Annotated in this window: 18 protein-coding genes; 1 reads left to right on the forward strand and 17 read right to left on the reverse strand. The window is 58.5% G+C overall.

Annotated elements, in window-relative coordinates:
* Positions 1-87 precede the first annotated feature (87 nt).
* The 9 genes from B5F76_RS09320 to B5F76_RS09360 form a co-directional block, all read right to left on the reverse strand.
* Positions 88-300, reverse strand: a complete 213-nt coding sequence (locus B5F76_RS09320; RefSeq protein ID WP_087353614.1) for a DUF3737 family protein — start codon at positions 298-300, stop codon at positions 88-90.
* A 263-nt stretch (positions 301-563) separates the two neighbouring features.
* The gene (locus B5F76_RS09325; protein ID WP_087353617.1) at positions 564-1,358 is read right to left on the reverse strand and encodes a prephenate dehydrogenase/arogenate dehydrogenase family protein; all 795 of its coding nucleotides are present in this window, start codon (positions 1,356-1,358) and stop codon (positions 564-566) included.
* Positions 1,351-2,733, reverse strand: coding sequence for a 3-phosphoshikimate 1-carboxyvinyltransferase (locus B5F76_RS09330; protein WP_087353620.1), 1,383 nt, complete (start codon positions 2,731-2,733; stop codon positions 1,351-1,353). The genes B5F76_RS09325 and B5F76_RS09330 overlap by 8 nt, the downstream gene beginning before the upstream one ends.
* Positions 2,734-2,879: 146 nt before the next feature.
* Entirely contained in the window at positions 2,880-4,061 is a 1,182-nt protein-coding gene (gene pheA, locus B5F76_RS09335) for a prephenate dehydratase (RefSeq protein WP_087353623.1), read from the reverse strand.
* A 4-nt stretch (positions 4,062-4,065) separates the two neighbouring features.
* The gene (locus B5F76_RS09340; protein ID WP_087353625.1) at positions 4,066-5,046 is read right to left on the reverse strand and encodes a 3-dehydroquinate synthase II family protein; all 981 of its coding nucleotides are present in this window, start codon (positions 5,044-5,046) and stop codon (positions 4,066-4,068) included.
* Between the two features lie 5 nt (positions 5,047-5,051).
* Positions 5,052-5,849 carry a 2-amino-3,7-dideoxy-D-threo-hept-6-ulosonate synthase gene (locus B5F76_RS09345; protein WP_087353627.1) on the reverse strand — a complete coding sequence of 266 codons (798 nt, stop codon included), beginning with the start codon at positions 5,847-5,849 and terminating at the stop codon, positions 5,052-5,054.
* 379 nt (positions 5,850-6,228) lie between these two features.
* Positions 6,229-7,239: a DHH family phosphoesterase gene (locus tag B5F76_RS09350; protein ID WP_087353630.1), complete on the reverse strand. Its 1,011-nt coding sequence runs from the start codon at positions 7,237-7,239 to the stop codon at positions 6,229-6,231.
* Between the two features lie 82 nt (positions 7,240-7,321).
* Positions 7,322-8,101: a cobamide remodeling phosphodiesterase CbiR gene (cbiR, locus tag B5F76_RS09355; RefSeq protein ID WP_144268449.1), complete on the reverse strand. Its 780-nt coding sequence runs from the start codon at positions 8,099-8,101 to the stop codon at positions 7,322-7,324.
* An 85-nt stretch (positions 8,102-8,186) separates the two neighbouring features.
* Positions 8,187-11,090 (reverse strand): insulinase family protein, encoded by a 2,904-nt coding sequence (locus B5F76_RS09360; RefSeq protein WP_342633807.1) that lies wholly within the window; start codon positions 11,088-11,090, stop codon positions 8,187-8,189.
* Positions 11,091-12,217: 1,127 nt separating this feature from the next.
* On the opposite strand from B5F76_RS09360, the gene B5F76_RS09370 reads away from it, so the two are divergent.
* Entirely contained in the window at positions 12,218-13,234 is a 1,017-nt protein-coding gene (locus B5F76_RS09370; RefSeq protein ID WP_087353640.1) for a TerC/Alx family metal homeostasis membrane protein, read from the forward strand.
* An 81-nt stretch (positions 13,235-13,315) separates the two neighbouring features.
* Here B5F76_RS09370 and tsaB read toward each other — a convergent pair whose 3' ends face one another.
* The 8 genes from tsaB to B5F76_RS09410 form a co-directional block, all read right to left on the reverse strand.
* Positions 13,316-14,164: a tRNA (adenosine(37)-N6)-threonylcarbamoyltransferase complex dimerization subunit type 1 TsaB gene (tsaB, locus tag B5F76_RS09375; RefSeq protein ID WP_087353643.1), complete on the reverse strand. Its 849-nt coding sequence runs from the start codon at positions 14,162-14,164 to the stop codon at positions 13,316-13,318.
* Between the two features lie 573 nt (positions 14,165-14,737).
* The gene (gene rseP / locus B5F76_RS09380) at positions 14,738-15,823 is read right to left on the reverse strand and encodes an RIP metalloprotease RseP (RefSeq protein ID WP_087353647.1); all 1,086 of its coding nucleotides are present in this window, start codon (positions 15,821-15,823) and stop codon (positions 14,738-14,740) included.
* Positions 15,824-15,871: 48 nt separating this feature from the next.
* Positions 15,872-17,194 (reverse strand): 1-deoxy-D-xylulose-5-phosphate reductoisomerase, encoded by a 1,323-nt coding sequence (gene dxr, locus B5F76_RS09385; RefSeq protein WP_087353650.1) that lies wholly within the window; start codon positions 17,192-17,194, stop codon positions 15,872-15,874.
* 41 nt (positions 17,195-17,235) lie between these two features.
* Positions 17,236-18,039 (reverse strand): phosphatidate cytidylyltransferase, encoded by an 804-nt coding sequence (locus B5F76_RS09390; RefSeq protein ID WP_087353654.1) that lies wholly within the window; start codon positions 18,037-18,039, stop codon positions 17,236-17,238.
* Positions 18,040-18,048: 9 nt separating this feature from the next.
* The gene (locus B5F76_RS09395; protein WP_087353741.1) at positions 18,049-18,801 is read right to left on the reverse strand and encodes an isoprenyl transferase; all 753 of its coding nucleotides are present in this window, start codon (positions 18,799-18,801) and stop codon (positions 18,049-18,051) included.
* Positions 18,802-18,898: 97 nt separating this feature from the next.
* Positions 18,899-19,420: a ribosome recycling factor gene (frr, locus tag B5F76_RS09400; RefSeq protein WP_446717633.1), complete on the reverse strand. Its 522-nt coding sequence runs from the start codon at positions 19,418-19,420 to the stop codon at positions 18,899-18,901.
* Positions 19,421-19,554: 134 nt separating this feature from the next.
* The gene (gene pyrH / locus B5F76_RS09405) at positions 19,555-20,268 is read right to left on the reverse strand and encodes a UMP kinase (protein ID WP_087353661.1); all 714 of its coding nucleotides are present in this window, start codon (positions 20,266-20,268) and stop codon (positions 19,555-19,557) included.
* 244 nt (positions 20,269-20,512) lie between these two features.
* Positions 20,513-22,078: a TerC family protein gene (locus B5F76_RS09410; protein ID WP_087353663.1), complete on the reverse strand. Its 1,566-nt coding sequence runs from the start codon at positions 22,076-22,078 to the stop codon at positions 20,513-20,515.
* Positions 22,079-22,108 lie beyond the last annotated feature (30 nt).

Genomic DNA, 22,108 nt, shown 5'->3' on the forward strand with positions numbered 1-22,108 from the left:
ACAGCCTGTGGAGAGGCTCCTTGCCTCGTTGAAGCGGAACCCGCCCAGGGATCAAGCTAGCTTGTTTCCGCTGGGAATCCTCCGCCTTTAGGCGGGGGAGGATGTCAAGACAAGTCCGTGCACGTGCCAGAAGGGGTAGCGCAGGTTGCACAGGCAGTTTTCGGCAATCACGTCGCTGCATTCCTTCACGGCACTCTCGCCGTCAGCCTCGCCTGTGAAGGCGCAGTCTATGAGATGCAGGTGTTGTTTGCCGTAGAGTGCGCGCTCCTCGTCAAAGCTCTTGCCTTGTATGATTTCCATTTTGTTCTCTCCTTGCTTGAGTTGGCCTTGTTTTGTGCGCAATATGTAGAACTTCCCCCCGGATTCCTTCAAGGACAGGGAGGGCTTTTTCTTGCCCAAAATTCGCAAGAGACGAGCAAGGAGGGATGATTGCCATTTTCGTGAACCTGTGCGAAAGGGCTCCCGACACTGTGCTTTGAGGCTTCCTGGGGCTTCCTGGTGCGCAAGAAGAGCAAAAAAAGCCCCCGTAACGGGGGCCAAAAGGGAAGGAAAGAGAAAAGTCTTCAGTTGCCTGCACGGGCGTGATCGTCCTTCCACCAGCGCTGTGCCTTGTTCAAAAGCAGGTCTATGTCTCCTGCAGAGGCCAGGCTCAAGAGCTTCGAGAACTGGCGCACTGCCTGCATGCTGTAGGGATTTGAGTCGAAAAGGCCGGCAAACATGGCTCCGTCCTCTGTCAGAAGCTTCTTTGCCGCGTTGAGGCGGCGCCTGAAGGAGGGGGTGATGAACTCCTTCAGAGTCTCGTCGTCCGCTGTCTGTGCGCAGTAGGCAAGGGAGGTGATGAAGTTCATGTTCTGGATGCGGGCCATGGCCTTGTCGTGTGTGTCCGCATCCGTGGCAAAGGCGCGGTAACCCAGGGAGACAAAGAAGTCCCGGACAAGCTCGAAGGCCGTGTTTGTACAGTTTTTGCCGCGCACAAGGGCTATGGGCAGATCCTCGTCCATGCCGTGCTGAGGCCCGAAGAGGGGATGGGTTCCCACGATGCTCCCCTGCCAGATGTTTTCCATCTGCTGCATGGGCGCCACCTTGACCGAGGTGATGTCGCAGAGAATGGCGTCCTCTCTCATGTGCGGGCAGAGCCTGTGCAGGGTCTGTTCGAAAAAGGCTGCGGGAATGCAGACAATGACGAGGCTTGCCCGTGAGAGGGGCTCAAGATCGTCAAAGGGCTTGTCTATGCCACGCACTCCGTACCCTTTTGATCCTGCCTCGCGAAAGAGCATCCCCCCCATGCGCCCGAAGCAGCCCACGATGACCACGCTTGAGGGCGCAAGCAGGGCGGAACAGGCATTGGTGCTAGTCATCGACGAAAGCCTCGAATGTTTTCCAAAAATCCGGGAAGGACTTGTTGACCACCTTGGGATCGTCCATGAGGCGGAACATTTCCGGTGCGCGCACGTCATTGGCCTTCAGGGCAAAGAGCGCCTGGCTCATGGCCATGCGGTGATCGTTGCTGGTTGCAAAGCGCTTGCCCTGGAGATTCAGGCGCACATCGCTGCCCATGCCTTCAATGACAAGCCCGTCCTCCTTTTCCTCCACCTTGACGCCAATGCTTCTTAATGCATTGGCAGGAGCCTTGATGCGGTCCGTTTCCTTGATGCGCAGATGGGCCACGTTGGAGATGCGCGTTGTGCCATTGGCAAAGGCTGCCAAAACGGCAACTGTGGGCACAAGATCCGGGCACTGGGACATGTCCACGTCAACGCCGTGCAGGGGGGTGGGAGTGATGGTGATGCCATTGTCCGAGCTCGTTAGCTTGGCGCCCATGTCCTGGATGATGTTGATAAGGGCGCGATCGCCCTGCAGGGAGTCTGTGCGAACGCCCTTGACGCGCGTGGCCTGCCTGCCAAGGGCTCCGGCAGCGACAAGGTAGGATGCCCCGGACCAGTCGCCTTCCACATAGAAGTCGCCTGCCCTGTAGGGACCGGGCTGAACCTTGACGCGCAGGCACATGGGCTCGACGTGACTCAAGGTGCGCCAGTCCGCTGCAAGCCAGTCGTCGTCCACATGCTCCCTTGTCTCGACCAGGAACTTGACGCCAAAGTCGTGCATGCACTGCAGGGTGAGGCCGATATAGGGCCAGGAGACCACGTGGCTTCCGCCAAGGACCAGGGTTATCATTTCCTCTGCCTGGGGGCTTGCCAGCAAAAGGCCGGAAAAGTACTGGCTCGACTCGTCCATGCTCACTGCCAGGGCATGCATGCCTACGTGTTCCTGGGCAGGAAGGTTGTTTGCCCTAATGCCGCGGGTGCGGATCTGCAAAGGCGCAAAGCCTTCCCTTTCCTCGCAGACAATGTCGCAGCCAAGGGCGCGCAGGGCATTCACAAGAAAGCCCATGGGACGCTCGTGCATGCGCGGTGCCCCGTGTATGCGGAAATTGCCCTTGCCCGAGGCAAGGACCGCAGTCAGAAGGCGGCAGGTCGTCCCGGACTCGTGCACGTAGCAGGAAAGAGGCTCTGTCTTGCCACCTAGGAGCTTGCCCATTGTCCCCTGCACCTGCCAGCTTCCGCCGGCAAGGGGAGTGAATCTTGCCCCTGCCAGGGAAAGGATTTCCCTTGTGCAGGTGGTGTCGTTGCTGTCCAGAACGTTGTGTATGGTGCTTGTCCCGCTGGCAAGGGCCGCAGCTATGAGATAGCGGTGGCTGAAGGACTTGGATGCAGGAGCTGTTACTTCAATCATTGAAAAAGGGTCCTTTGAAAATATCTTTCTGGTCGAACACCGGGCTCCCCCGGCCATACAGGGCATTCCTTGTTGGGGCTGGCACTGACTGGTCGGGGGAGTCCGCAGGACAAGACAATGGTCGGAAGCGAAGAGAGAGGAGGCCCCTAGTCGTCTACGCTGTCTTCAGGCTCCCAGACGCGGTCGAGCTGCGGGCCTGTGGCATAGGAGCCCAGGATGCGGAAGGTGTTGCACATATCGCTCAGCTCCTGGACAGGTGCCCTGAATTCCTCGCGCATAAGATCCTCTTCCACGTCCACGAAGAAGACGTACTTCCACCGCTCTCCGAGCAGGGGACGCGATTCCAGCTTGCGCATGTTGATGCCGTTCTTGGCAAAGAGCGTCAGCACGGAGGAAAGGGAGCCAGGCTTGTCGGCAAGGGTGAAGAGAATGGAGGTCTTGTGGCCGCTTGTCAAAGGCTTCTTGTTCAGGGGCAGGCTTCCGAGCCTGTTTTGTTCGCCCTCGCGGGCAATGACCACAAAGCGCGTCCAGTTGCCGGGAGAGTCCTCGATGCGCTTGGCAAGGACGTTCATGCCGATAAGGTTGGCGAGGCTGCCGTTGCCGATGGAGGCTGCATGCGGTGTCTCGGCTGCCTTGCGGGCAGCAGCTGCAGTGCTTTCTGCAGGAATGAGTGCCGCTCCGGGCAAATGGGCCCGCAGCCAGAAGGCGCACTGGGCAAGGGGCTGGGGGTGGGAGTAGACAGTCTTGATGTCCGAAAAGCTTTCTTCGCGGCTCAAAAGGCAGTGGGAGATGCGCGAGAAAAGCTCTGCCTGGATGACCACAGGGAACTTCAAAAAGAGGTCAAAGCTTATGCCCACGGTTCCCTGCAGGGAGTTTTCCAGTGGCACTATGCCGAGATCGCAGGTGGTGGCGTTCACTTCCTCGAAGACAGCCGGCAGGTCCACGCAGGCGCGGTACCTTGCGCTGTGGCCCAGAAATTCCAGGCCTGCGAAGTAGGAGAAGGTTCCCTCTGGCCCAAGGTAGGCGACCCGTAGGGGGCGCTGCAGGGCCCTTGAGGAGGACATGATCTCCCGCCAGATGGAGCGAAGGGCAGATTCGGGCAAGGGACCCGTGTTTCGCGCGCACAGGCGCTCCAGGATTTCCTGCTCACGCTGGGGCTTGAAGATGGAGCTCTTGTCGTCGGCCTTGATGCGGCCAACCTCCCTGCTCAAAGTCGAGCGCTCGTTCAAGAGATCCAGAAGTCTTGAGTCGATCTCGTCGATGCGGGCCCTGGTCCTGGACAAGAGTTCTTCCCTGGACAGGGCGGGGGCAGATTCTTGCTGTGCCATGAAGTTAAACCTCGGCGATCTCTTCCTTGATGCGCATGCCGAAGTGCCTGCCTGCCTCGTCGATGCGGCAGAGTATCTTGTCTCCGGGCTTTAAGGTCACAACGCTGACAGGTCTTCCGCCAGGAGCAGTGAGGCGGATGGTCTCTGCGTTCTGCAGGAAAACTGCGCCCTGCTTTTCGCCCTCGGGTGTCTGCACCTTTGCCTTGACAAGGAGCATGGGGCGCACCTCAATCTTGACCCGACCGACGGTGGTGATCATGGTCTTGCCGTCCTGGTCCACGATCTGGACCTCACGGCCAGCCTTGAGCTCCTCAAGATAGCAGGTCTTGTCGTGGGGAAGTCTTGTGTAGGCGTGCACTGCACCAGCGTTGATCCGAAAGGGACGGGCTGCCACGTATTCGTTGTGCTCGGTTTCAGCATGCACAAGGAAGGTGAAGTCCGAGGAATTGCCCACCAGCATGCCCTGGCCGCGGCGCAGCATGGCAATGGTGTCGCAGCACACCCTGTGCCCAAGGCCAGCCTGCTCGACTGCAGTTACCTCTGCCTCGCAAAGGCACTCGTTTTCGAGGCAGATCTTGCAGTTGGCAACAATGGCCTTCAAGTCGGCCAATGCCTCCGGCAGGACCACAATGCCGGTAACACCGCGCTCGAGAATGCCGGAAGCAAGCTCTGCTTCCTTGAGGCTTCTCACCTCGGCATAGACCGCATCGCTCTGGGCCAGGAGGTTTTCGACAGGGATGATTTCCCAGCCAGGGGCAAGGGTGGCAAGGCCCTTTTTTGCAGCCTCAAGATAGGTTGCCTCGTCTTCCTTCTGCGTGAGGGCAATGCTTGGCACATCCTCGGCAGCAAGGACCTTGCAGCGGGAGAGGCCGGACACAAGCTCGACCTCTTTGGCAGGCACAATGACTGCGTCGACGCCGGACTCCAGGGCCAGGGTGACGTCTTCCTTGGAGTAGGGGATGGCCTTGAAAAGAATCTGTGCCATTGGAGCTATTCTCCCACGATCTTGAGTGCGGTTTCGACGTCTGCGTCCTCGTGCACGAGAGCGCGCAGGGCGCGGACCATCTGTACGCGCCTCGGATGGGCGAAGACATTGCGGCCCATGGAGAGACCGGAACCGCCGGCCTTCAGGCTGTCGTGGACCATGTTGAGCACGTCGCGGGTGGATTCCATGCGGGGGCCGCCGGCAATGACCACGGGCACGCAGCAGGAGGCAACAACGTCGGCGAAGCTGGACATGTCGCCGGTGTAGCTCACCTTGACGATGTCTGCGCCAAGCTCGACACCCACGCGGGCGCAGTGGGCCACGACTTCGGGAGCGTAGGAATTCTTGATCTTGGGTCCGCGGCCGTACATCATGGCGAGCAGAGGCATGCCCCAGTTGTCGCAGGCTTCGGCAACGCGGCCGAAGTCGGCGAGCATCTTTTCCTCGTTGGGGTCGCCAAGGTTTACATGGATGGACACGCAGTCAGCGCCGTGGCGGATGCCTTCCTCAACGGAGGAGACCAGGGCCTTGTAGTTGCACTGGGGAGAAAGGTCGGTGGAGGCGGACAAATGGACAATGAGGCCGATGTCAGAGCCAGCCCTTCTGTAGGAGCAGCGGATAAGCCCCTTGTGCATGAGCACTGCGTCTGCACCGCCCTGGGCCATGTCGTTGACGGTTTCCTTCATGTCCATGAGACCGGGGACTGCGCCCATGGAAACACCGTGGTCCATGGGAACGATGATGGTGCGGCCGTTGTTGCGGTTGATGATGCGTTCGAGGCGGATTTGTTTGCCGAAGTACATTGGACTGCTCCTTTCCCTGCTTCATGCGGGATGAAATCTGCGTGGTTTTCCGGCGGCAAAAGAAAAAGGCCGCCGGCTTGAAAGATAAGCCTGCGGCCTTGTTGAGCTCAGTTTTCTTGGGGCGTCAGCCGAGCTCCCGACCACAGGCTCTTCTAAAGTACGCAAAGTAAAACCAGCACATGCCGGCCATGTTTGCGGAGGAGATTGTGGTGGAAGCAGCGTTCATGTTCGTCCCGATACGAAAAAATAGTTGGCAAACTTCCATTGAAGTTTGCAGCAAGTGCATACGTCCAAAGGCCTGTTCTTGTCAAGGGAGTGCGGGATTTTTTTCACGCACAAGGGGAATGCTCCTTTCCCCAAAGGCCCCAAAAGCCACTCATCACTTGTCTCTGGCGCGCGGTCTGAGCTTTCTTTTCTGCAGCCTTTCCTGGACAAATTCCATGCAGCTCTTGCCCTCGGGGACATTCTCGAAGGGAAACTCTGCCCTGCCAAGGGTGCGGTGGCCGCCGGCAGTGCCCACGTCGTAAAAGCAGGCGTCCGCAAGCCTTCCTATGTCCCTGCTGCCGTCCCCGCGGAAGATGACGACAACGGTCTTCTTGAGCACAAGGCCGCTGACTGCTATCCACTTGAGCCCGTGCACGCGGGTGAAGAAGTCCGCAATGGCAACCAGAAGGTCTGCGTTGGTGACGTCTCCCACCCAGGCGTGGGCGCCGGAGCCCCTGCATTCGGAGAGGTTGCGGAAGGCCCTGGCAAAGAGGGGGAGCCAGTTGCGCAAATATTCGCTGCGTATGATGCGGCGCAGGAGCTGCTGGTTTGCCTTGCCCGAGAGCCACTGGTAAGCATCGAGGTCGTCCTTGCCGCCGCCACGCTCGAAAAGGGCCGTGTCCGTGCGTATGCCAAGCGTCATGGCTGTAGCGAGTGTGGGGCTTGGACGCAGGCCAAGGCCACGCAGGTAGGAGCAGAAGATGGTGCAGGTGGCACCTATGTGGGGGCGTATGTCCACAAACTGCGGCTGAAAGTCCGGCTGGCATTCAGCTCGCGGTGCAGGATGGTGGTCCACGATGACCGAGAAGGGAATGTCTGCAAAGGCCTTCGAGTGATGGGGCTGGCTGTCCACAATGGCAAAGTGGGTGTACTTTTCCTTGAGGCTCTCCTCCCACATGGGAATGTTGAGGTGCAGGTAGCGCAGCATGGCCAGATTGTCCGGCCTTGTAATTTCGTTGATGCGGTACATGTCTGCGCTTGTGCGGCTTGCCATGATGCGTTTCAGGGCCGCTGCAGAGCCCATGGCGTCCGGGTCGGCGTTGATGAGAATGCACCAGCGCTGATTCCTGTTCACGGTCTTGAGCCAGTCCTTCAAAGCCTGCAGGATCTTTCCTCGTTGAGCCATTGTGTTGCCTTGTCCGGGCAGCCGGACCGTTCGGGGAGACGTCTTGGGAGACGTTTTTGGGGAAATGGGAAAGGCGCGTCTTTTAGGCGAGCTTGTCGTGCACCCTGCGCCACAAATCCTGCACGATAGCAAGGCTTGCCTCGACACCCTGCCAGTCGAAGATTTCCAGCACATGCACGGCAGACGCAGGGACGTGCTCCATGACATGGCCCAAAAGGCCTTCCTCTTCCTTGCTCATGGCAGTGAGTGGCAGATGCCTGCCCGCTGAATCCGCCAGATTCCAGTGCACCATGGCCGCTTTGGCAAGCAGACACGGCTTTAGCAGATCCTTTTGATGGTAGCGCAGAAGGTGTCCAAGGTCCAGACAAAGGCCGTCTGCGCCCAGGCTTGCAGGATCAAGGCAAGCCCCCGGAATATGAGCCGTATTGCAGTATCTTGTGTTTTCTAAAAGCACAGGGCAGGCACACCCCTCGCGCCAGACCCCGAAAAAGGCTTCAAGCATGGCAGGGGCCGCAGCCATGTCTTTTGGCGGGTGCAGGACCACGCACCAGGGGGCAAGGTGCGCAACTTGTGCATACAGCTCAAGGCAAATTTGGGCTGTCCTTTTGCCTGTATCTTTTGCGTTCATGCCGGGCGCAAGGTCCTTTTCCCAGGGCAGATCCAGGGGAAGGTGCGCATGAAAGGCCAGATCACGGGGTGCCTCGGGCAGATCCTCAGGCCCGTAGGCAAGGCAGGCACTAGTCTCGAAAAGGCACAGTGCAACCTCGGGGGCCTTGCCTTGGAGAAAGCTGCAGTTTTGGGAAACGGATCCTGGCACAACCCAGGAGGGGGCTGCCCAGCGAAAGACGGGTTTTTCCTGCATGGCGAGATGGACCAGTTTGGGGCAAAAACAGGGCGCGGCACGGGAGAAAGCCTCGTGCCGCGCAAGTCTTTTCAAAAAGGAAGGATTAGAGAAGCTGCGTGCAGCGCCAGCCCTTTTCTTCGGCTGCGCGCGCTGCGTTGGCTCCGCCTATGACGCAAGTTTCGCCCTTGCTCGCTGCCTCCTTGAGGATGGGCGCAAAGGCACGGAAATCGTCGTTGGTAGTGGAAAGGATTTCCTCGCGCAAGGCTTGCAGGGCCTCGTCGCTTTCACCGGCAAGCCAGCGGCCAAGGGAGTAGGCGCCGCGGGCTTCGGGCAGGCGGTAAAGATCCAGATCGCCTATTGTGCCCACAATGGCCCTTGTCAGATCTCCCCTTGTGAGGGAGATGCCGGCAAGGTAGTCAGCCATGGAGTCGTATACCGCAACGGTCTTTTCCACATTGGGATCGCGGTAGCTTGAGCAGACAAAGTTGCCGCTCGTCCTGTCGAGCGAGCAGAAGGCACCGTAGGCACCGCCAAGGACGCGGACCTGTTCCCAGAGGTAGCTGCGTGCAAGGTGGCGCATGATGACAGCTGCCGAGCCGTGGTAGCTGTAGCCAAGAGCCTTCAGATTGCAGCCCTTGGCAACGTAGTTCACCTGGCTCGGCGTTGCGAAGACCTCTGCGCCCACTGGTGCCGCAAGCGAAATGCACTGGGTTCCGTCCACCCTTGCTCCGCCTGGCAGGGCGTGCCAGACATGTTCGGCAAGACGGGCCACGTTTTCCATATCGTCAGTACTTCCCACGCAGTGCACAACCCCCGGGCGTGCCACCACAAGGAGTCTGCGCAATTCATCAAGATCCTCGAGAAGCTGGGGCAGGGCAGTGTCCCAGTTGTCGAGGCGTGAGCGCAGGGTGTTGAGATAGTGTATGCCATCCATGGCCTCGCCAATGACAGCTGCTGGCGAAAAGTGCGTGAGCACGCGCGTGGAGGCCGCCTTGTGGCCGGAAGCCACCAGATCCTGCTCAAGGCCTGCCTTGTCCTCGAGGAGCATTTCCTTGAGGCGCTGGGAAAGCACGTCTTTGTCCTTAATGGGCTCCAGCAGGATTTCGTTCAGGATGTCGAAAAGGTCCTGCACCTTGGAGCTTACGGCCTTGCCTGTCAGGTTCAGGTAGCAGCGCAAGTTCCCGTCCGTGTGGTTCACCATGGTGAGGCTTGCGCCAAGGCCGCCGGTCTTGGCGGCAATGAGCGCGCCAAGTTCGGTGTAGTCGCGCCTGGCTGTGCCCACATCCCTGAAGGTGCGCAAAAAGAGGCTTAAGGAGGGAACAAGCCGCACCGGGAGTTTTGGCAGGGGAATGAGAAGATTCATGTAGGCCACGCCGCGGGTGGGAAGCTCGTGGCCTACCATGGTAAAGTCGGAAGTTTCCTGTATGGCACGCTGGGTCAGCCTGTTGTGGCTGGGCAGATCCCCAAGGCCAAGGCTTGGGATGGAGGCGAGAGCCTCGGGTGTGTCCGGGGTTGCCTGCGCCTTTTGAAGCTCCCTTGTTATGCGCACAACCTCTTCGCGCTCCTTGAGGCTCATGGCTGCCTGTGCCGCACTCACGCGTGCTGCTTCCTCTTCCTCGATGCGCGCGGCAAGGCCCTCGTCCGGGGTCAGGACGACTGTGGCGCGACTGGGGTTTTCAAGGAAGAGAGTGCGGATGGCTTCCTCGAAGACGGGATCTCCCTTGGCAAGGCGCTCCTTGATGCTTGCAAGGGGCTTTTCCCATGCCAGGGAGTCCAGGGGATTTTCGTCGTAGAGCCAGGTGGCAAGGCACTGCAGCATGGCGGCAAGGCCCTGCGGAAAGTTTCCGGTATTGCTCTCGCGGTAGCTGAACTCAACAGTGTTCACTGCTGCTTCAACAAGGGATTTGTCTATGCCCTTCTCGGCCAGCTCCTTCAGTGTCGAGAATATGAGCTCTTCGGCCCTTGGAAGATCTTCTTCGGCCACACCCTTGAGGCCAGTGGAATAGCTTGTCTGGGCAAGATCCATCTGCAGGCCGTCGCCAGTGGTGTCCTCGCCAAGGCCCGAGCTTATGAGCGCGCGGCGCAGGGGCGAGCCTGGCATGCCTTCCAGAATGTGCTGCAGCATCTCCAAGGTCAGCGTGCGTTCCAGATCCCCGCGCTTGCCTGTGAGCCAGTTCACGGTAAAGAGGCACTTTGCGCCCTTTTCTGCAGGATAGGCCCTTGTCACGCGGGTCGGGGCCGCAAAGGCCGGCTGGAGGGAAATGGAAGAATCCACGTCGCAGTGCCCCTTGCCGGCAAGGGCCCTTGCCACTATTGCCAGGCGCTCTTCTTCCGGATCGTCTCCCCAGAAGAAGAAGCGGGAGTTGGAGGGATGGTAGTAGCGGCTGTGGAAGTCCCTGAATTCCTCGTAGCTGAGCGAGGGAATTTCGTCCGGGCGGCCGCCGCTGTCCAGACTGTAGAGGGTGTCCGGGAAGATGGCGTGCTGGCTTTCCTCGCTCAAACGTGAGTCTGGAGAGGAGTAGACACCCTTCATCTCGTTGTAGACTACGCCCTTGTAGAGCCAGGGACCGTCGCTGGTCTCTGCTTCCAGGTGCCAGCCTTCCTGGCGGAAGATGTTTTCGCTGATGATGGGGTGAAAGACAGCGTCGATGTAGACGTCGATCAGATTGTAGAAGTCCTGCAGATTGGCACTGGCTACTGGGTAGCAGGTCTTGTCCGGGAAGGTGAAGGCGTTGAGGAAGCTCTGCAGGGAGCTTTGCAGAAGAACAAGGAAGGGTTCCTTGGTGGGATATTTTTTCGACCCGCACAGGACGGAGTGTTCGAGAATGTGGGCAACACCCGTGCTGTTCTTGGGCGGAGTGCGGAAGGTCACGCCAAAGACCTTGTTTTCGTCGTCGTTGGTGACGGACACTATCTGGGCGCCTGTGGCATTGTGCCTGTAGAAACGGGCAGTGCCGTTGACCTCGGCCATGCTGCGCTCTTCGACAAGTGTAAATTCCGTATTCAAGAGAATCTCCTTGGAAGCAGGGCCCTTGCGCACGCCACAAGCATCCGCAAGTGGGCCCCGATATCGGATGTTCGGTTTGTTGGTTCAGGACGTTTTTTGCCAACTATTGGCCGCTCTGTCCACAGGACAGAAAAGGCCCAAAGACACCGCCTCAAGGACTGGTTCGGGGCAGCCCTGCAGGCAAAAGAAAAGACCCGAAGGTTGTCTTCGGGTCTTGAAAGGGGAGAAATGAAAAAGCGTGAGGAGGAAGCTTGCTGGTTCAGGATGTCTGGTTGGGCTTGTATATGCAGTCTCTGTTCCCGTCTTGCGGGATACGGACGTTGTTCTGGTCTTGGGTGTGGCGGCGTGCCTTGGGCAGTCACGCCGCCACCAGAGGAGAAACATGGGAGGCTTCAGCCACCGGGAAGAAGGAGTGAATCTGTCTGGATGATGAGGAGGTCTGTGGGCAGTGTGAAGGCAGATTCTGGCTGAACCCCTTTGTCTGTGTATCTGCAGGATGTGTGCCAAACAGGAGATGTTATTGCCAATAACTTGAGATTGCTTGTACTTTTTGCTTTCTGATTTCCCTGATACCACAGGATGTGGAGTATTCCCTTTCCCCAGCCTGTCTAGAAATCAGACAGTTTGCGGCAAGGGGTGTGCGAAAGGTATGCAGCGAGAAGCTGGCCTGTGTGAAAAAAAGGCACTGTCAGGCGGGGCAGGATGTGTAAAAACGGCCTGCATGGCCCCTGTGGCATAAAATTTCAGATTTTGGCACGCATTGTGCATTATCCCTTTCAACCAACCCAAGTGACGTTTTTGGGTGCAAGCCATTTCTCTCCTTTCCTTTCCCAATAACCTCAAAGACTCAACCAACGGGATACTCCCGAAACATTCCATCTCTCCTCCAAACATAAGCCTCCCTGCCCGCTTCCCTCCCAAGAGGAAGCGGGCTTTTGGGATCCTGCCCCTGGAAAGTCTGACCCCTGTGCAGCTCAAGCCCTGCACAAACCTTGCGAAAAAGGGCTTCAGCCTGTACCTTGCGGCCTGCGCCGTACACCAGCGGCAATTCAAGCACAGCATACGTCAATCATCCCCTTCCTCCAGCCTGGCATTGCGCATTGCCAGACCCAAGGCTCCTTTCAACCATGGAACACATAGGCTTTCCTACCGAAACAGTCGTCATCTTTGTCGTGGTCGTCTTCGCCTCCCTTTTCCTGGACCTCTATGCCCACAAAAAGGACGAGGACATCACCCTGAAAAGCGCCTGCGCCTGGACAATCTTCTGGATACTCTTGTCCGTGGCCTTTGGCCTGTACCTCTACTTCCACCACAGCGCCGAGATGGCAAGCCTCTTCTTCACAGGCTATGTGCTTGAAAAGGTGCTTTCCGTAGACAACCTCTTTGTCATCATGGCCATCTTCTCCTGGTTCTCTGTGCCCGAGAAGTACCGCCACCGTGTGCTCTACTGGGGTGTGCTGGGTGCCATTGTCTTCCGCGGCATCTTTGTGGCCATAGGTACGGAGCTGCTCTCCTTTGGCCCCTACATGGAACTGGTCTTTGCGGCCCTGGTCGGTTACACGGCCGTCATGATGCTCAAAAAGCGCAGCGAGACCGAGGAAATCAAGGACTATTCCAACCACATTGCCGTGCGCATGGTGCGCAAGATCTTCCCTGTCTGGCCCAGAATCAAGGGGCATGACTTCTTTGTGAAGAGCTCCTGGGCCGAGGAAGAGTCCAGGAAGGAAAACATCAAGCTCGACGGCCTTGGCAGGAAGGCTGCCTACGCTGTCACCCCGCTCTTTGTCTGCCTGGCAGTCATTGAAGTGAGCGACGTCATGTTCGCCTTCGACTCCGTGCCTGCAGTCATTGCCGTGAGCCGCGAGCCCTTGATCATCTACTCTGCCATGATCTTCGCCATTCTGGGGCTCAGAAGCCTGTACTTTGTGCTTGAATCCTTGAGCAACAGGCTTGTCTACCTGGAAAAGGCCGTTGTGGTCCTGCTCTTCTTCATCACTGCCAAGCTGCTTTTGTCCGGCTGCAACCACATCTTTGGCGTGGGCTTTGACATCACGCCCAATCAGTCCCTGGTCATTGTCTTGAGTGTTCTGATTATCGGCATCGTGGCCTCACTCTTTGCCACCAGAAAGCCTGAACAAAAGTAAGCAAGCACTTTTTTGCAGACAGGAAAGGCCCGTGCGAGACACTCTCGCGCGGGCCTTTGTGCAGTGTGCTTTGTGTCTGTGCTATTCCTCTGTGTGCCTTTCCTCGTTGAGGTCGCGGACCTCGCTGTGCAAGAGGCGATCGAGCTCGGCTGTCGCCCTGTCCGCGTCCTGACCCATACGCCTCGAAAGCTCAGGCAGATTGTCCACTGCGTCGCAGGGCCTGATGTAGAGAGGCTCCACATCCTTCGGGAAATAGTCCCCGTGCCGCCCAAGCAGGCGCAAAGCGTCGATGGTTGGTGTTGCAAGGGTGCGTGTGGCAAGTCTGCCTTGCGTGCTTGCCTCGAATTTTTCAAAGAGCTCCTTGTGGCGGGCAAGGGCAGAGCCAGCTAAAAGCACCTGTTCTGTCTCGTTCTCAAGGCTTGCCTGGAGCTTCTCGCAGGCACCTTCGGGAGAGATGAGATGCACCGGTTCAAGGCAGATCGCAGGTATGACTGGGCCGTAGGAGACGTACCCTGCCAGATGGACCAGATCCCTTCTTGCGTGGGTGGCAATCCATATCTTGCGCCCGAAAAGAAGCTGTTCGTTCATGGCAAGGCTTGTGGCAAGCGCCTGCATGTAGTCGAGGGCTGCAAGCTGCGCTCTTGTTGTCCTGCGCAAGGCTGCTGCCGTGGCAAGCACAAGGCGTATGCCCGTAAAGGAGCCAGGCCCGCGCACGCAGCCTATGCGGCGCAGTTCGGAAAAACTGTGTCCTGAAAGATCGAACATCTGTTTCAGGGTTGGCGCAAGCAGCTCGGATGCCCTGTCCTGCAAAGCCCAGACAAAGGAGAAGACAAGCTCCTCGTCATCGGTGAGCACGCACAAAAGTTCGCGCTCACAGGAACAGAGCACAAGTTCGAGCCCGGTCGAGTATTTCTTCCATTTTTTGACCATGACACGTTCTCCTGTCCGGGGCTTGTTGCAAGGCCGGGAAGGGTCCGCAAGGTACCCTGGAAGTGTCCCTGCAAAAGGTCTGAAAACAGCCCAGGGGCAGGGTGCGCGGACCAGCAAAAAAACAAGTGCCCCGCACAATAGGGGAAAAGGGGTGGGCACGCAAGGCGATGCCCTTCTGACAAGTTTGATCGGGAGCTGGGGGAGGAGAAAAGAGAAGAGCCGCTCGGCTTGCCAAAAGGATGGAATTTCCCAACAGGAAAATAGGGTCTTTGGAGGTGACTGATCGGGGACAGGAATTTTTGCGCCTGTTGGAGCAAGAGCCAGGCTCTACTGTGTCGCAGCTGGCAGAGCCCAGGCAGTCGCAAAAAAAACGGTAGGCGCGCGGGGCTGAAGGACGCAGGGCTCATCAGGCGCATTGGCTCCAACCGCAAAGTGAGTTGGAAAGTATGGAACTGAAGGATCTGCGCAAAGTTTTGGCATTGGCAAGACAGTCCCTTGCCTGACACATATGAAAAGCGGGCCATGCATTGCTTATGCATGCCCCGCTTGCCGTATTCTTTGCTGCGCTTTGGACTATCCCCGCACAAGGCGCATGACGTCGTTGAAGGTGGCAAAGATCATGAGCGCTACGAGCAGGGCCACGCCCACGCGCACGCTGTAGTCCAGCACCTTGGTATTGATGGGTCTGCGGAAGATGATTTCCCACAGGCAGAAGAGGGCTGTTCCGCCGTCAAGGACAGGTATGGGCAGAAGGTTCAGGATGCCAAGGTTGATGCTGATGAGTGCCGCAAGGCCAAGCAGACCCACAAGGCCGTTGTCCGTCTGCTCGCCAATGATCTGCGCGATCATGATGGGCCCGCCCACCTGATCCGCTGGCACAACCCTTTCCACCAGTTTCACAAAGCCCTGCCAGGTCAGCGAGAGCATGTTCCAGCACTGGGTAAAGCCTGCCTTGATGCCATCCACAAGGCCCACGTCCTCGTTGACAAAGAGGCCAGCAGAGCGGATGCCAATGAGCCAGGCAATTTCCGTTTCGCCGAAGATGGTCTTGCGCTCGTTGCGCTCTGGCGTGATGGTGGTCTCGAAGACCGTTTCCTGGCCCGTATCGTCCTTGCGGCTTATCTCGAAGACTATGGGTGCGCCATTGCCCCGGGAAATGCGGTCGGAAAGATCCGTCCAGGAGGGCACGGCAACCCCGTCCATGCTGAGCACGAGATCGCCCTTCATAAGGCCTGCCCTTGCTGCAGGAGTTCCCTGCTGGACATCGCCAACTGCGGGAAGAAGGGTTGTGACACCCCAGCCCAAGGCCACCACGATGCACAAAAAGAGTGCCAGAACGATGTTGGCCACAGGGCCTGCCAGGACAACCAGAAGGCGCTGCCAGGCCGGGCGCAGGCTGAAGCTCTCTTCCTTTGTGAAACCGTCCGGCAGTTCCGCGTCATGGCTTTCCCCCACCAGGGCCACGTAGCCGCCAAGGGGGACAAGGGAGAGGGCGTATTCGGTTTTGCCGACCTTCTTTTTCAGTATCTTGGGCCCAAAACCCAGGGAAAAGGTGGAAACACCCATGCCCAGGGCCCTGGCTACGGAAAAATGGCCGAGTTCGTGAAAGAAGATGAGTCCGCCAAAGACTATGACTACGGCTAGTATGCTCAAAAGCACCTGCTTGTACCTCGTTTCTGTATGTCTTATCTGCCAGCCTGCGGGGGCTTAGGCCGTGAGAAAGTCCCTCACAAAGGCGGCAGTCCTTTGCTGCAGCCTGTCCATGGTTTCAAGCATCTGCCAGCAGGCGTCCGCCAGGGCCTCGCCTTCCAGGGCAAGCATGGTTTCTGAGAGGCAGAAGGGCGTTTGCCTGCCCTTGTCACCTGCACGGATTTCCATGAGATGGTTTTCCATGGCTTGGGCCACGCTGTGCGTAATATCGGGGAAGGAGCACTTGCCTTCCAGAAAAATCTCGACCGCTGCCTCGTCCGCGGCATTGAGCACTATGCTCATGCCCGAGCGTACCTGCATGGCCTTGCGGGCAAGCTCTATGGCAGGAAAGACGGCATTGTCCACCTCGGAGAAGGTGAGCGTGCCAATCCTTGCAAGGGACAGGGGAGCAATGTGGCTTTTTTCCACTCTGGGCCAGAGGATGCAGTTTCCTATGGGCAGGCGCATGTCCGGCGTGGCAAACTGTCCGAGCAGGCCGCCGTCCTTGAAAAGGACAAGGGAGTGCACAATGGACTGGGGGTGCACAAGCACCTGCACCCTGTCCGGGGAAAGACCGTAGAGCTGGCAGGCCTCAATGAGTTCGAGGGCCTTGTTCATGAGCGTCGCGCTGTCGATGGTGATCTTTGCGCCCATGTTCCAGTTGGGGTGCTTCAGTGCCTGGGCAGGAGTCACGCTTTCAAGGTCTTCGGCGCCCTTGCCCCTGAAGGGGCCTCCGGAAGCCGTGAGCACCAGCGCCTCGGCATCGTCTTCCCTGCCGCACAGGCAGTCGAAGAGGGCAAAGTGCTCGCTGTCCACAGGCAGGATGCTTGCCTTCGTCTTCGCGCACACAAGGCGCAAAAGATCCCCTGCCTGCACTAGGCTTTCCTTGTTGGCAAGGCAGATGACCTTGCCTGCCAGGGATGCCGCAAGGGTTCCCGCAAGGCCGGCAGTTCCGGCCTGGGAGGAGAGCACAGTGTCTGCCTCTGGCAGGGAGGCCAGGGTGCGGTAGCCCTCCTTTCCCACGTGTATGTGCGGGGTGTAGCCGCAAGGCAACAGTTTTTTGAGGTTTGCCGCGGAGTCCTCGTCCAGGACAGCCAGGTGGTCTGGACGGAACTGTTCCGCCTGTTCTGCCAGGCGGTTCACGCTGCGTGCGCAGGCAAGGCCAAGGACGCGTATGGTCGCGGGATTGGCCTGCGCTATGGAAAGGGCGCTGCGCCCGATACTTCCCGTAGAACCAAGAATGACCAGGGAGCGACAGGGCTTTTTTTGCCACCCTTCAGACGGCATGTCGGTGATGTAGCGTATGCCTGGGCCCTTGCGGCCCGGCCACAGGTTGGACATGGCTTAAACCTCAAAAATGGGGGCCTTGCGCCCCCTGCCCATTAAAAGAAGAAGAACCACTGGTCGACAACAGCAAACACAGGCATGGCAAAGAGCAGGCTGTCCGCCCTGTCGAGAATGCCGCCGTGTCCGGGCAGAAGATGGCTGCTGTCCTTGATCTTGGCAGAGCGCTTGAGTGCGGACTCAAAAAGGTCGCCAAGCTGGGCAAAGGCGTTGATGACTATGGCCAGCGGAATAAAGGCCAAAAAGTTCACCTTGCCGAATATGGCACCGTAGATGGTGCAGAAGATGACGCAGCCAACAAGGCTTCCCACAGCTCCCTCGGAGCTCTTGTTGGGGCTCACGCTGGGCCAGAGCTTGTGTTTGCCAAAGCGCGTTCCCACGAAATAGGCGCAGGTGTCGGAGATGGAGACAGCCGCGATGATGAAGACAAGCTTCACTGTGGAAAGGTAGGTTGCAGGCAAAAGCAGAAGGGGAATGTAGGCAAGGGCTGCCATGAAAAGTCCGCTCGGCTCAAAGGCTTCCTCAACAACGCGCCAGCGGAAGAGGAAGATGAGGGCTGCCAGCACAAAGCCTGCGCCAAGGCAGACCAGGGCATCCTGCGGCCTGTTCATCCAGGTGAGGATGAGCATGCCCCAGCCAAGGGCTATGCCGCACAGACGGGAGGGGATGCGCTGGCCCGGGCCCCAGAACATGGAGAAGAATTCCCACAGGGCAAGGGCGCAGACAAGAAGGATGATGCCCAGGAGGAAATAGCCCCTGAAATACAGCGCAGCCACGATGACTGCTGCCATGGCAAGGCCTGTGCCTATGCGAACGATGTCTGTCTTGTGATTGGCGCTCATATGTTGCTCCTACACACGGCCCTTTTGCTCGTCCACCTGCTCCTGTGTCTTGCCAAAGCGGCGCTGGCGGTGGGCATAGTCGTAGAGTGCTTGGTCCAGGCTTTCCTTGTCGAAGGCCGGCCAGGGCTTGGAGGTGAAATAGAATTCCGAGTAGGCGCACTGGTAGAGCAGAAAGTTGCTCAGCCTCTGTTCGCCACTGGTGCGGATGACAAGATCCGGATCCGGCTGGCCGGCAGAATACAGATAGGCGCTTATGCGCTCTTCCGTGACGTCTTCCGGCTTCAGGCCATCTGCCATCATGTTTTTGACAGCCCGGACAATCTCGCCCCTGGAGCCGTAGTTCAAGGCCAGGTTCAAGTCCATGTCCCTTCCCCTGGCAGTGGTCTTGATGGCGAGCTTGAGGGCAGTGCGCACAGCCAGTGGCAGGCCGTCTATGTCGCCAAAGACCTTGAGGGAAATGCCCTCGCGCAGCATACGCGGGACTTCTGTCTGAATGAATTCCAGCAGGATGGAGAACAGGGTTGTGACCTCGCTTTGCGGGCGATTCCAGTTTTCGCTGGAAAAGGCGTAGAGAGTCAGATGGCGGATGCCGATCTCGCGACAGCGGGTGACTATGTCACGCACCGTGTTCGCACCTGCCCTGTGGCCTTCGCTGCGGCTCATGCCCCTTGCCTGCGCCCAGCGGCCATTGCCGTCCATAATGATGGCAAGATGCCCTGGCAGACTTTCGGGGGAAAGGGTGGGGGTGGTCTGGGATGTCATGAGTGCCTTGCCTGTTGTTGCTGTGTCCAAGCGTTTTCCAGGGCAAAAAGCCCGCATTCAGGCGCATTTCCTGCCCCGAAAGCGGGCTTCAAGAGAACTAGATTTCCAGGATTTCCTTTTCCTTGGCAGAGGTGATCTTGTCTATCTCGCCCACGTACTTGTCGGTGAGCTTCTGGACGTCTTCCTCGCTCTTCTTGCGCTCGTCCTCGGAGATGAGCTTTTCCTTTTCCATCTTCTTGAGCTGGTCGTTGGTGTCGCGGCGCACGTTGCGCACAGCCACCTTGGCGTCTTCCGAGTACTTGCGGGCCACCTTTACCAGTTCCTTTCTGCGCTCTTCCGTGAGGGCGGGGATGGTGATGCGGATGATCTTGCCGTCGTTCACGGGAGTGAGGCCGAGATCGGACTTCAGGATAGCCTTCTCCACTGCGGCAAAGCCGGACTTGTCCCAGGGCTGGATGGTGATGGTGCGGCTGTCTGGCACAGTGATGGAGGCCATCTGGGAGATGGGGGTGGGGGTGCCGTAGTAGTCGGCCTTCACGCCGTCAATAAGGGCAGAAGTCGCGCGGCCTGTGCGCAGTTTGGCAAATTCCTTTTCCAGGGAAGTGCCGGCCTTGGACATGCGGTCTTCGCAATCAAGAAACAGTTCGTCGAGATCCACGGGATTTCTCCTTCACGATCGAGCAGGAGACAGCCGGCAGCGACTGCCCTGGTCGGTTTGTATGTTTTTGTCAATATGGTCGTTTTGCCTGTTGCCTAGCCTGTGACTATGGTGCCAACGGACTCGCCCTTGACGGCCTTCAGAATGTCGCCGCCGAGCATGCGGCAGACGATGATCGGGACCTTGTTGTCGCGCAAAAGGGCAAAGGCCGTGGCGTCCATGACGCCAATGTGGCGGTTCAAGGTCTCGTCAAAGGTGATGGTGGAGAACTTGACTGCATCCGGGTATTTTGCCGGATCCTTGTCGTAGATGCCGTCCACCTTGGTGGCCTTCACGATGGCGTCGCACTGAAGCTCCATGCCGCGCAGGGCAGCAGTGGTGTCCGTGGTAAAGTAGGGGTTGCCGGTGCCGGCAGCGCAGATGACAACGCGACCCTTTTCCATGTGGCGCAGGGCCCTGCGGCGGATGAAGGGCTCGCAGACCTCGCGCATGGAGATGGCGGAAAGCACTCTGGTGGGGTGTCCGAGCTTTTCCAGATAGTCCTGGACAGCCAGTGCGTTGAGCACTGTGGCAAGCATGCCCATATAGTCCGCGGAGGAGCGCTCCATGCCCTGGGCAGAGCCAGAGAGGCCGCGGAAGATGTTGCCGCCGCCGATGACCAGGGCCATCTGCACGCCGTAGTCGAGCACTTCGCCCAGTTCCTTGCAGATTTCCTGCACGGTTTCCTGCCTGATGCCGAAACCCTGTTCGCCGGCAAGGGCTTCACCGCTGAGCTTTATGAGGACGCGTTTGAACCGGAGATCTTCCATACATGCCTCCATCCGAAGGCTGTCGCCCTGCATTTTGTACAGGGCGCCATACCTACGGGTACTTTGGACAATTTTCGGTTGAGACGTGAGTTGTCGGGCTGCTGGTCGTGCTTTTTTGCAGGGAAATACTCGCAAAAAGGCCTCTCGCCCCTGATTTGAGCCGCAAAAATGTAGCAAAAAGAGCGGATCTGGGAAAGGGGCCAGGATTGTGCAAGCCCGGATTGCGCAAGAGAGGAGGGTGCGCCTAGACCAGGGAGCGCGGCCTTGCCTTCACGGCCCGAACCTCGTCGATTCTCTTGCCGTCCATGCGGGTGATTTCCATGTTCCAGCCCTGGAGCTGGAGCTTTTCCCCTGTCTGGGGGATGTGCTGCAGCTGTTCGAGGATAAGGCCTGCCAGGGTGGCGGACTCGCTTTGTTGGGGCAGATTTATGCCAAGCCAGGAGGTGGCCATATCGACGCTCAGGCGCCCGGGCAGCTTCCAGGACCCGTCCGGCATGCGGCAGGAATCGGGGTTTGTGGGCATGTCGCCCATCTGGCCTGCCAGGACAGAGAGCAGGTTGGAGGGCAGGATCTGGCCGACAACGCTTCCGTACTCGTCCACCACAAAGAGCAGGGGCACGGGCTGCCTGCGGTAGTCCGCAAGAACATCGGCCAGCGAGGCGTGCTCAAGGACAGTGGGCGCAGGCTGGGCAAGGCCTCTCAGGGAAAAGGCATTTTTTTCCTGCGCTTCCAGAAGCCTGACCACAGGGACAACACCCAAAACGTCGTCCGTTTCCGCATCGCGCACAGGAAGCCAGGCCATGCCGGTTTTCGCTGCAAAGCGCTGGGCTTCGGCAAGGTCTGCGTCCGCATCAAGCCAGGGTGCCCTCTGGGAGGGGGTCATGATAAAGCGGGCGGTCCTGCCGGAAAGGCGGATGACGCGCCCGACCATGTCGCGCTCCTCGGGAGCAAAGGTCGTGCCGTCCGTGACAGCGCCAAGGGCCATGGCGTCCATGGAGGCCGAGTCCGTGGTGGTCTTGCCGCCGAGAAGGCCCAGGATGACGCGGGCCGTTGCCTCGCGCATGTCACGCATGCTCACCCTGCGGCGACGGTTGCGCAGGGCGTACTGGTTGCAGAATTCGATGGCAAGAGAGAAGAGGATTGCGCTGTAGAGGTAGCCCTTGGGGATGTGCAGGCCAATGCCTTCTGTAATGAGGCTTAAGCCAATCATGAGCAAGAATCCCAGACAGAGGATGATGACTGTGGGGTGACGCTCAATGAAGCTCACAAGTGGCCCTGACGCCATGAGCATGAAGCCCACTGCGCAGATGACAGCAATGTACATGATGCTCAAATGCTGCACCATGCCGACCGAGGTGATGACAGAGTCCAGGGAGAAGATGGCGTCCAGGATGACTATCTGGGTTATGACCTGCCAGAAGGCCGCGTGGTGTTCCGCCTTCTTCGTGGGATCGAAGATCTGGCCCTCAAGCCTTTCGTGCATCTCCATGGTGCCCTTCAGAAGCAGGAAGATGCCGCCCACAATCAGGATGATGTCGCGCCAGGAGAAGTTGTGACCCAGAAAGGCGAAGAGTGGCTCTGTCAGGGTGACAACCCAGGCTACGGCAGCGAGGAGGGCAAGACGTGTCAGAAGGGCAAGGCCAAGGCCGACCAAGAAGGCGTGCCTGCGCTGCGAGTGGGGCAGGGTGGTGGAAAGAATGGAGATGAAGACGATGTTGTCTATGCCCAGAACAATTTCGATAAGTATGAGCGTTCCCAGGCCGGCCCAGGCTGAAGGGTCTGTCACCCAGGCAAATTCCAAAACGGGCATTGTTTTTCCTTGCGGCTTTTGCCGCGTTGT

Source organism: Desulfovibrio sp. An276 (genome assembly GCF_002159665.1).
GTDB lineage: Bacteria > Desulfobacterota > Desulfovibrionia > Desulfovibrionales > Desulfovibrionaceae > Desulfovibrio > Desulfovibrio faecigallinarum.

Coding starts and splice junctions, on each gene's coding strand:
- pyrH (WP_087353661.1), bottom strand. CDS start 20,268: ATGGAAGATCTCCGGTTCAAACGCGTCCTCATAAAGCTCAGCGGTGAA.
- B5F76_RS09345 (WP_087353627.1), bottom strand. CDS start 5,849: ATGTACTTCGGCAAACAAATCCGCCTCGAACGCATCATCAACCGCAAC.
- B5F76_RS09395 (WP_087353741.1), bottom strand. CDS start 18,801: ATGACATCCCAGACCACCCCCACCCTTTCCCCCGAAAGTCTGCCAGGG.
- frr (WP_446717633.1), bottom strand. CDS start 19,420: ATGTCCAAGGCCGGCACTTCCCTGGAAAAGGAATTTGCCAAACTGCGC.
- B5F76_RS09340 (WP_087353625.1), bottom strand. CDS start 5,046: ATGGCACAGATTCTTTTCAAGGCCATCCCCTACTCCAAGGAAGACGTC.
- B5F76_RS09390 (WP_087353654.1), bottom strand. CDS start 18,039: ATGAGCGCCAATCACAAGACAGACATCGTTCGCATAGGCACAGGCCTT.
- pheA (WP_087353623.1), bottom strand. CDS start 4,061: ATGGCACAGCAAGAATCTGCCCCCGCCCTGTCCAGGGAAGAACTCTTG.
- B5F76_RS09410 (WP_087353663.1), bottom strand. CDS start 22,078: ATGCCCGTTTTGGAATTTGCCTGGGTGACAGACCCTTCAGCCTGGGCC.
- B5F76_RS09370 (WP_087353640.1), top strand. CDS start 12,218: ATGGAACACATAGGCTTTCCTACCGAAACAGTCGTCATCTTTGTCGTG.
- B5F76_RS09330 (WP_087353620.1), bottom strand. CDS start 2,733: ATGATTGAAGTAACAGCTCCTGCATCCAAGTCCTTCAGCCACCGCTAT.
- B5F76_RS09320 (WP_087353614.1), bottom strand. CDS start 300: ATGGAAATCATACAAGGCAAGAGCTTTGACGAGGAGCGCGCACTCTAC.
- cbiR (WP_144268449.1), bottom strand. CDS start 8,101: ATGCAGGAAAAACCCGTCTTTCGCTGGGCAGCCCCCTCCTGGGTTGTG.
- B5F76_RS09325 (WP_087353617.1), bottom strand. CDS start 1,358: ATGACTAGCACCAATGCCTGTTCCGCCCTGCTTGCGCCCTCAAGCGTG.
- B5F76_RS09350 (WP_087353630.1), bottom strand. CDS start 7,239: ATGGCTCAACGAGGAAAGATCCTGCAGGCTTTGAAGGACTGGCTCAAG.
- tsaB (WP_087353643.1), bottom strand. CDS start 14,164: ATGGTCAAAAAATGGAAGAAATACTCGACCGGGCTCGAACTTGTGCTC.
- dxr (WP_087353650.1), bottom strand. CDS start 17,194: ATGTCCAACCTGTGGCCGGGCCGCAAGGGCCCAGGCATACGCTACATC.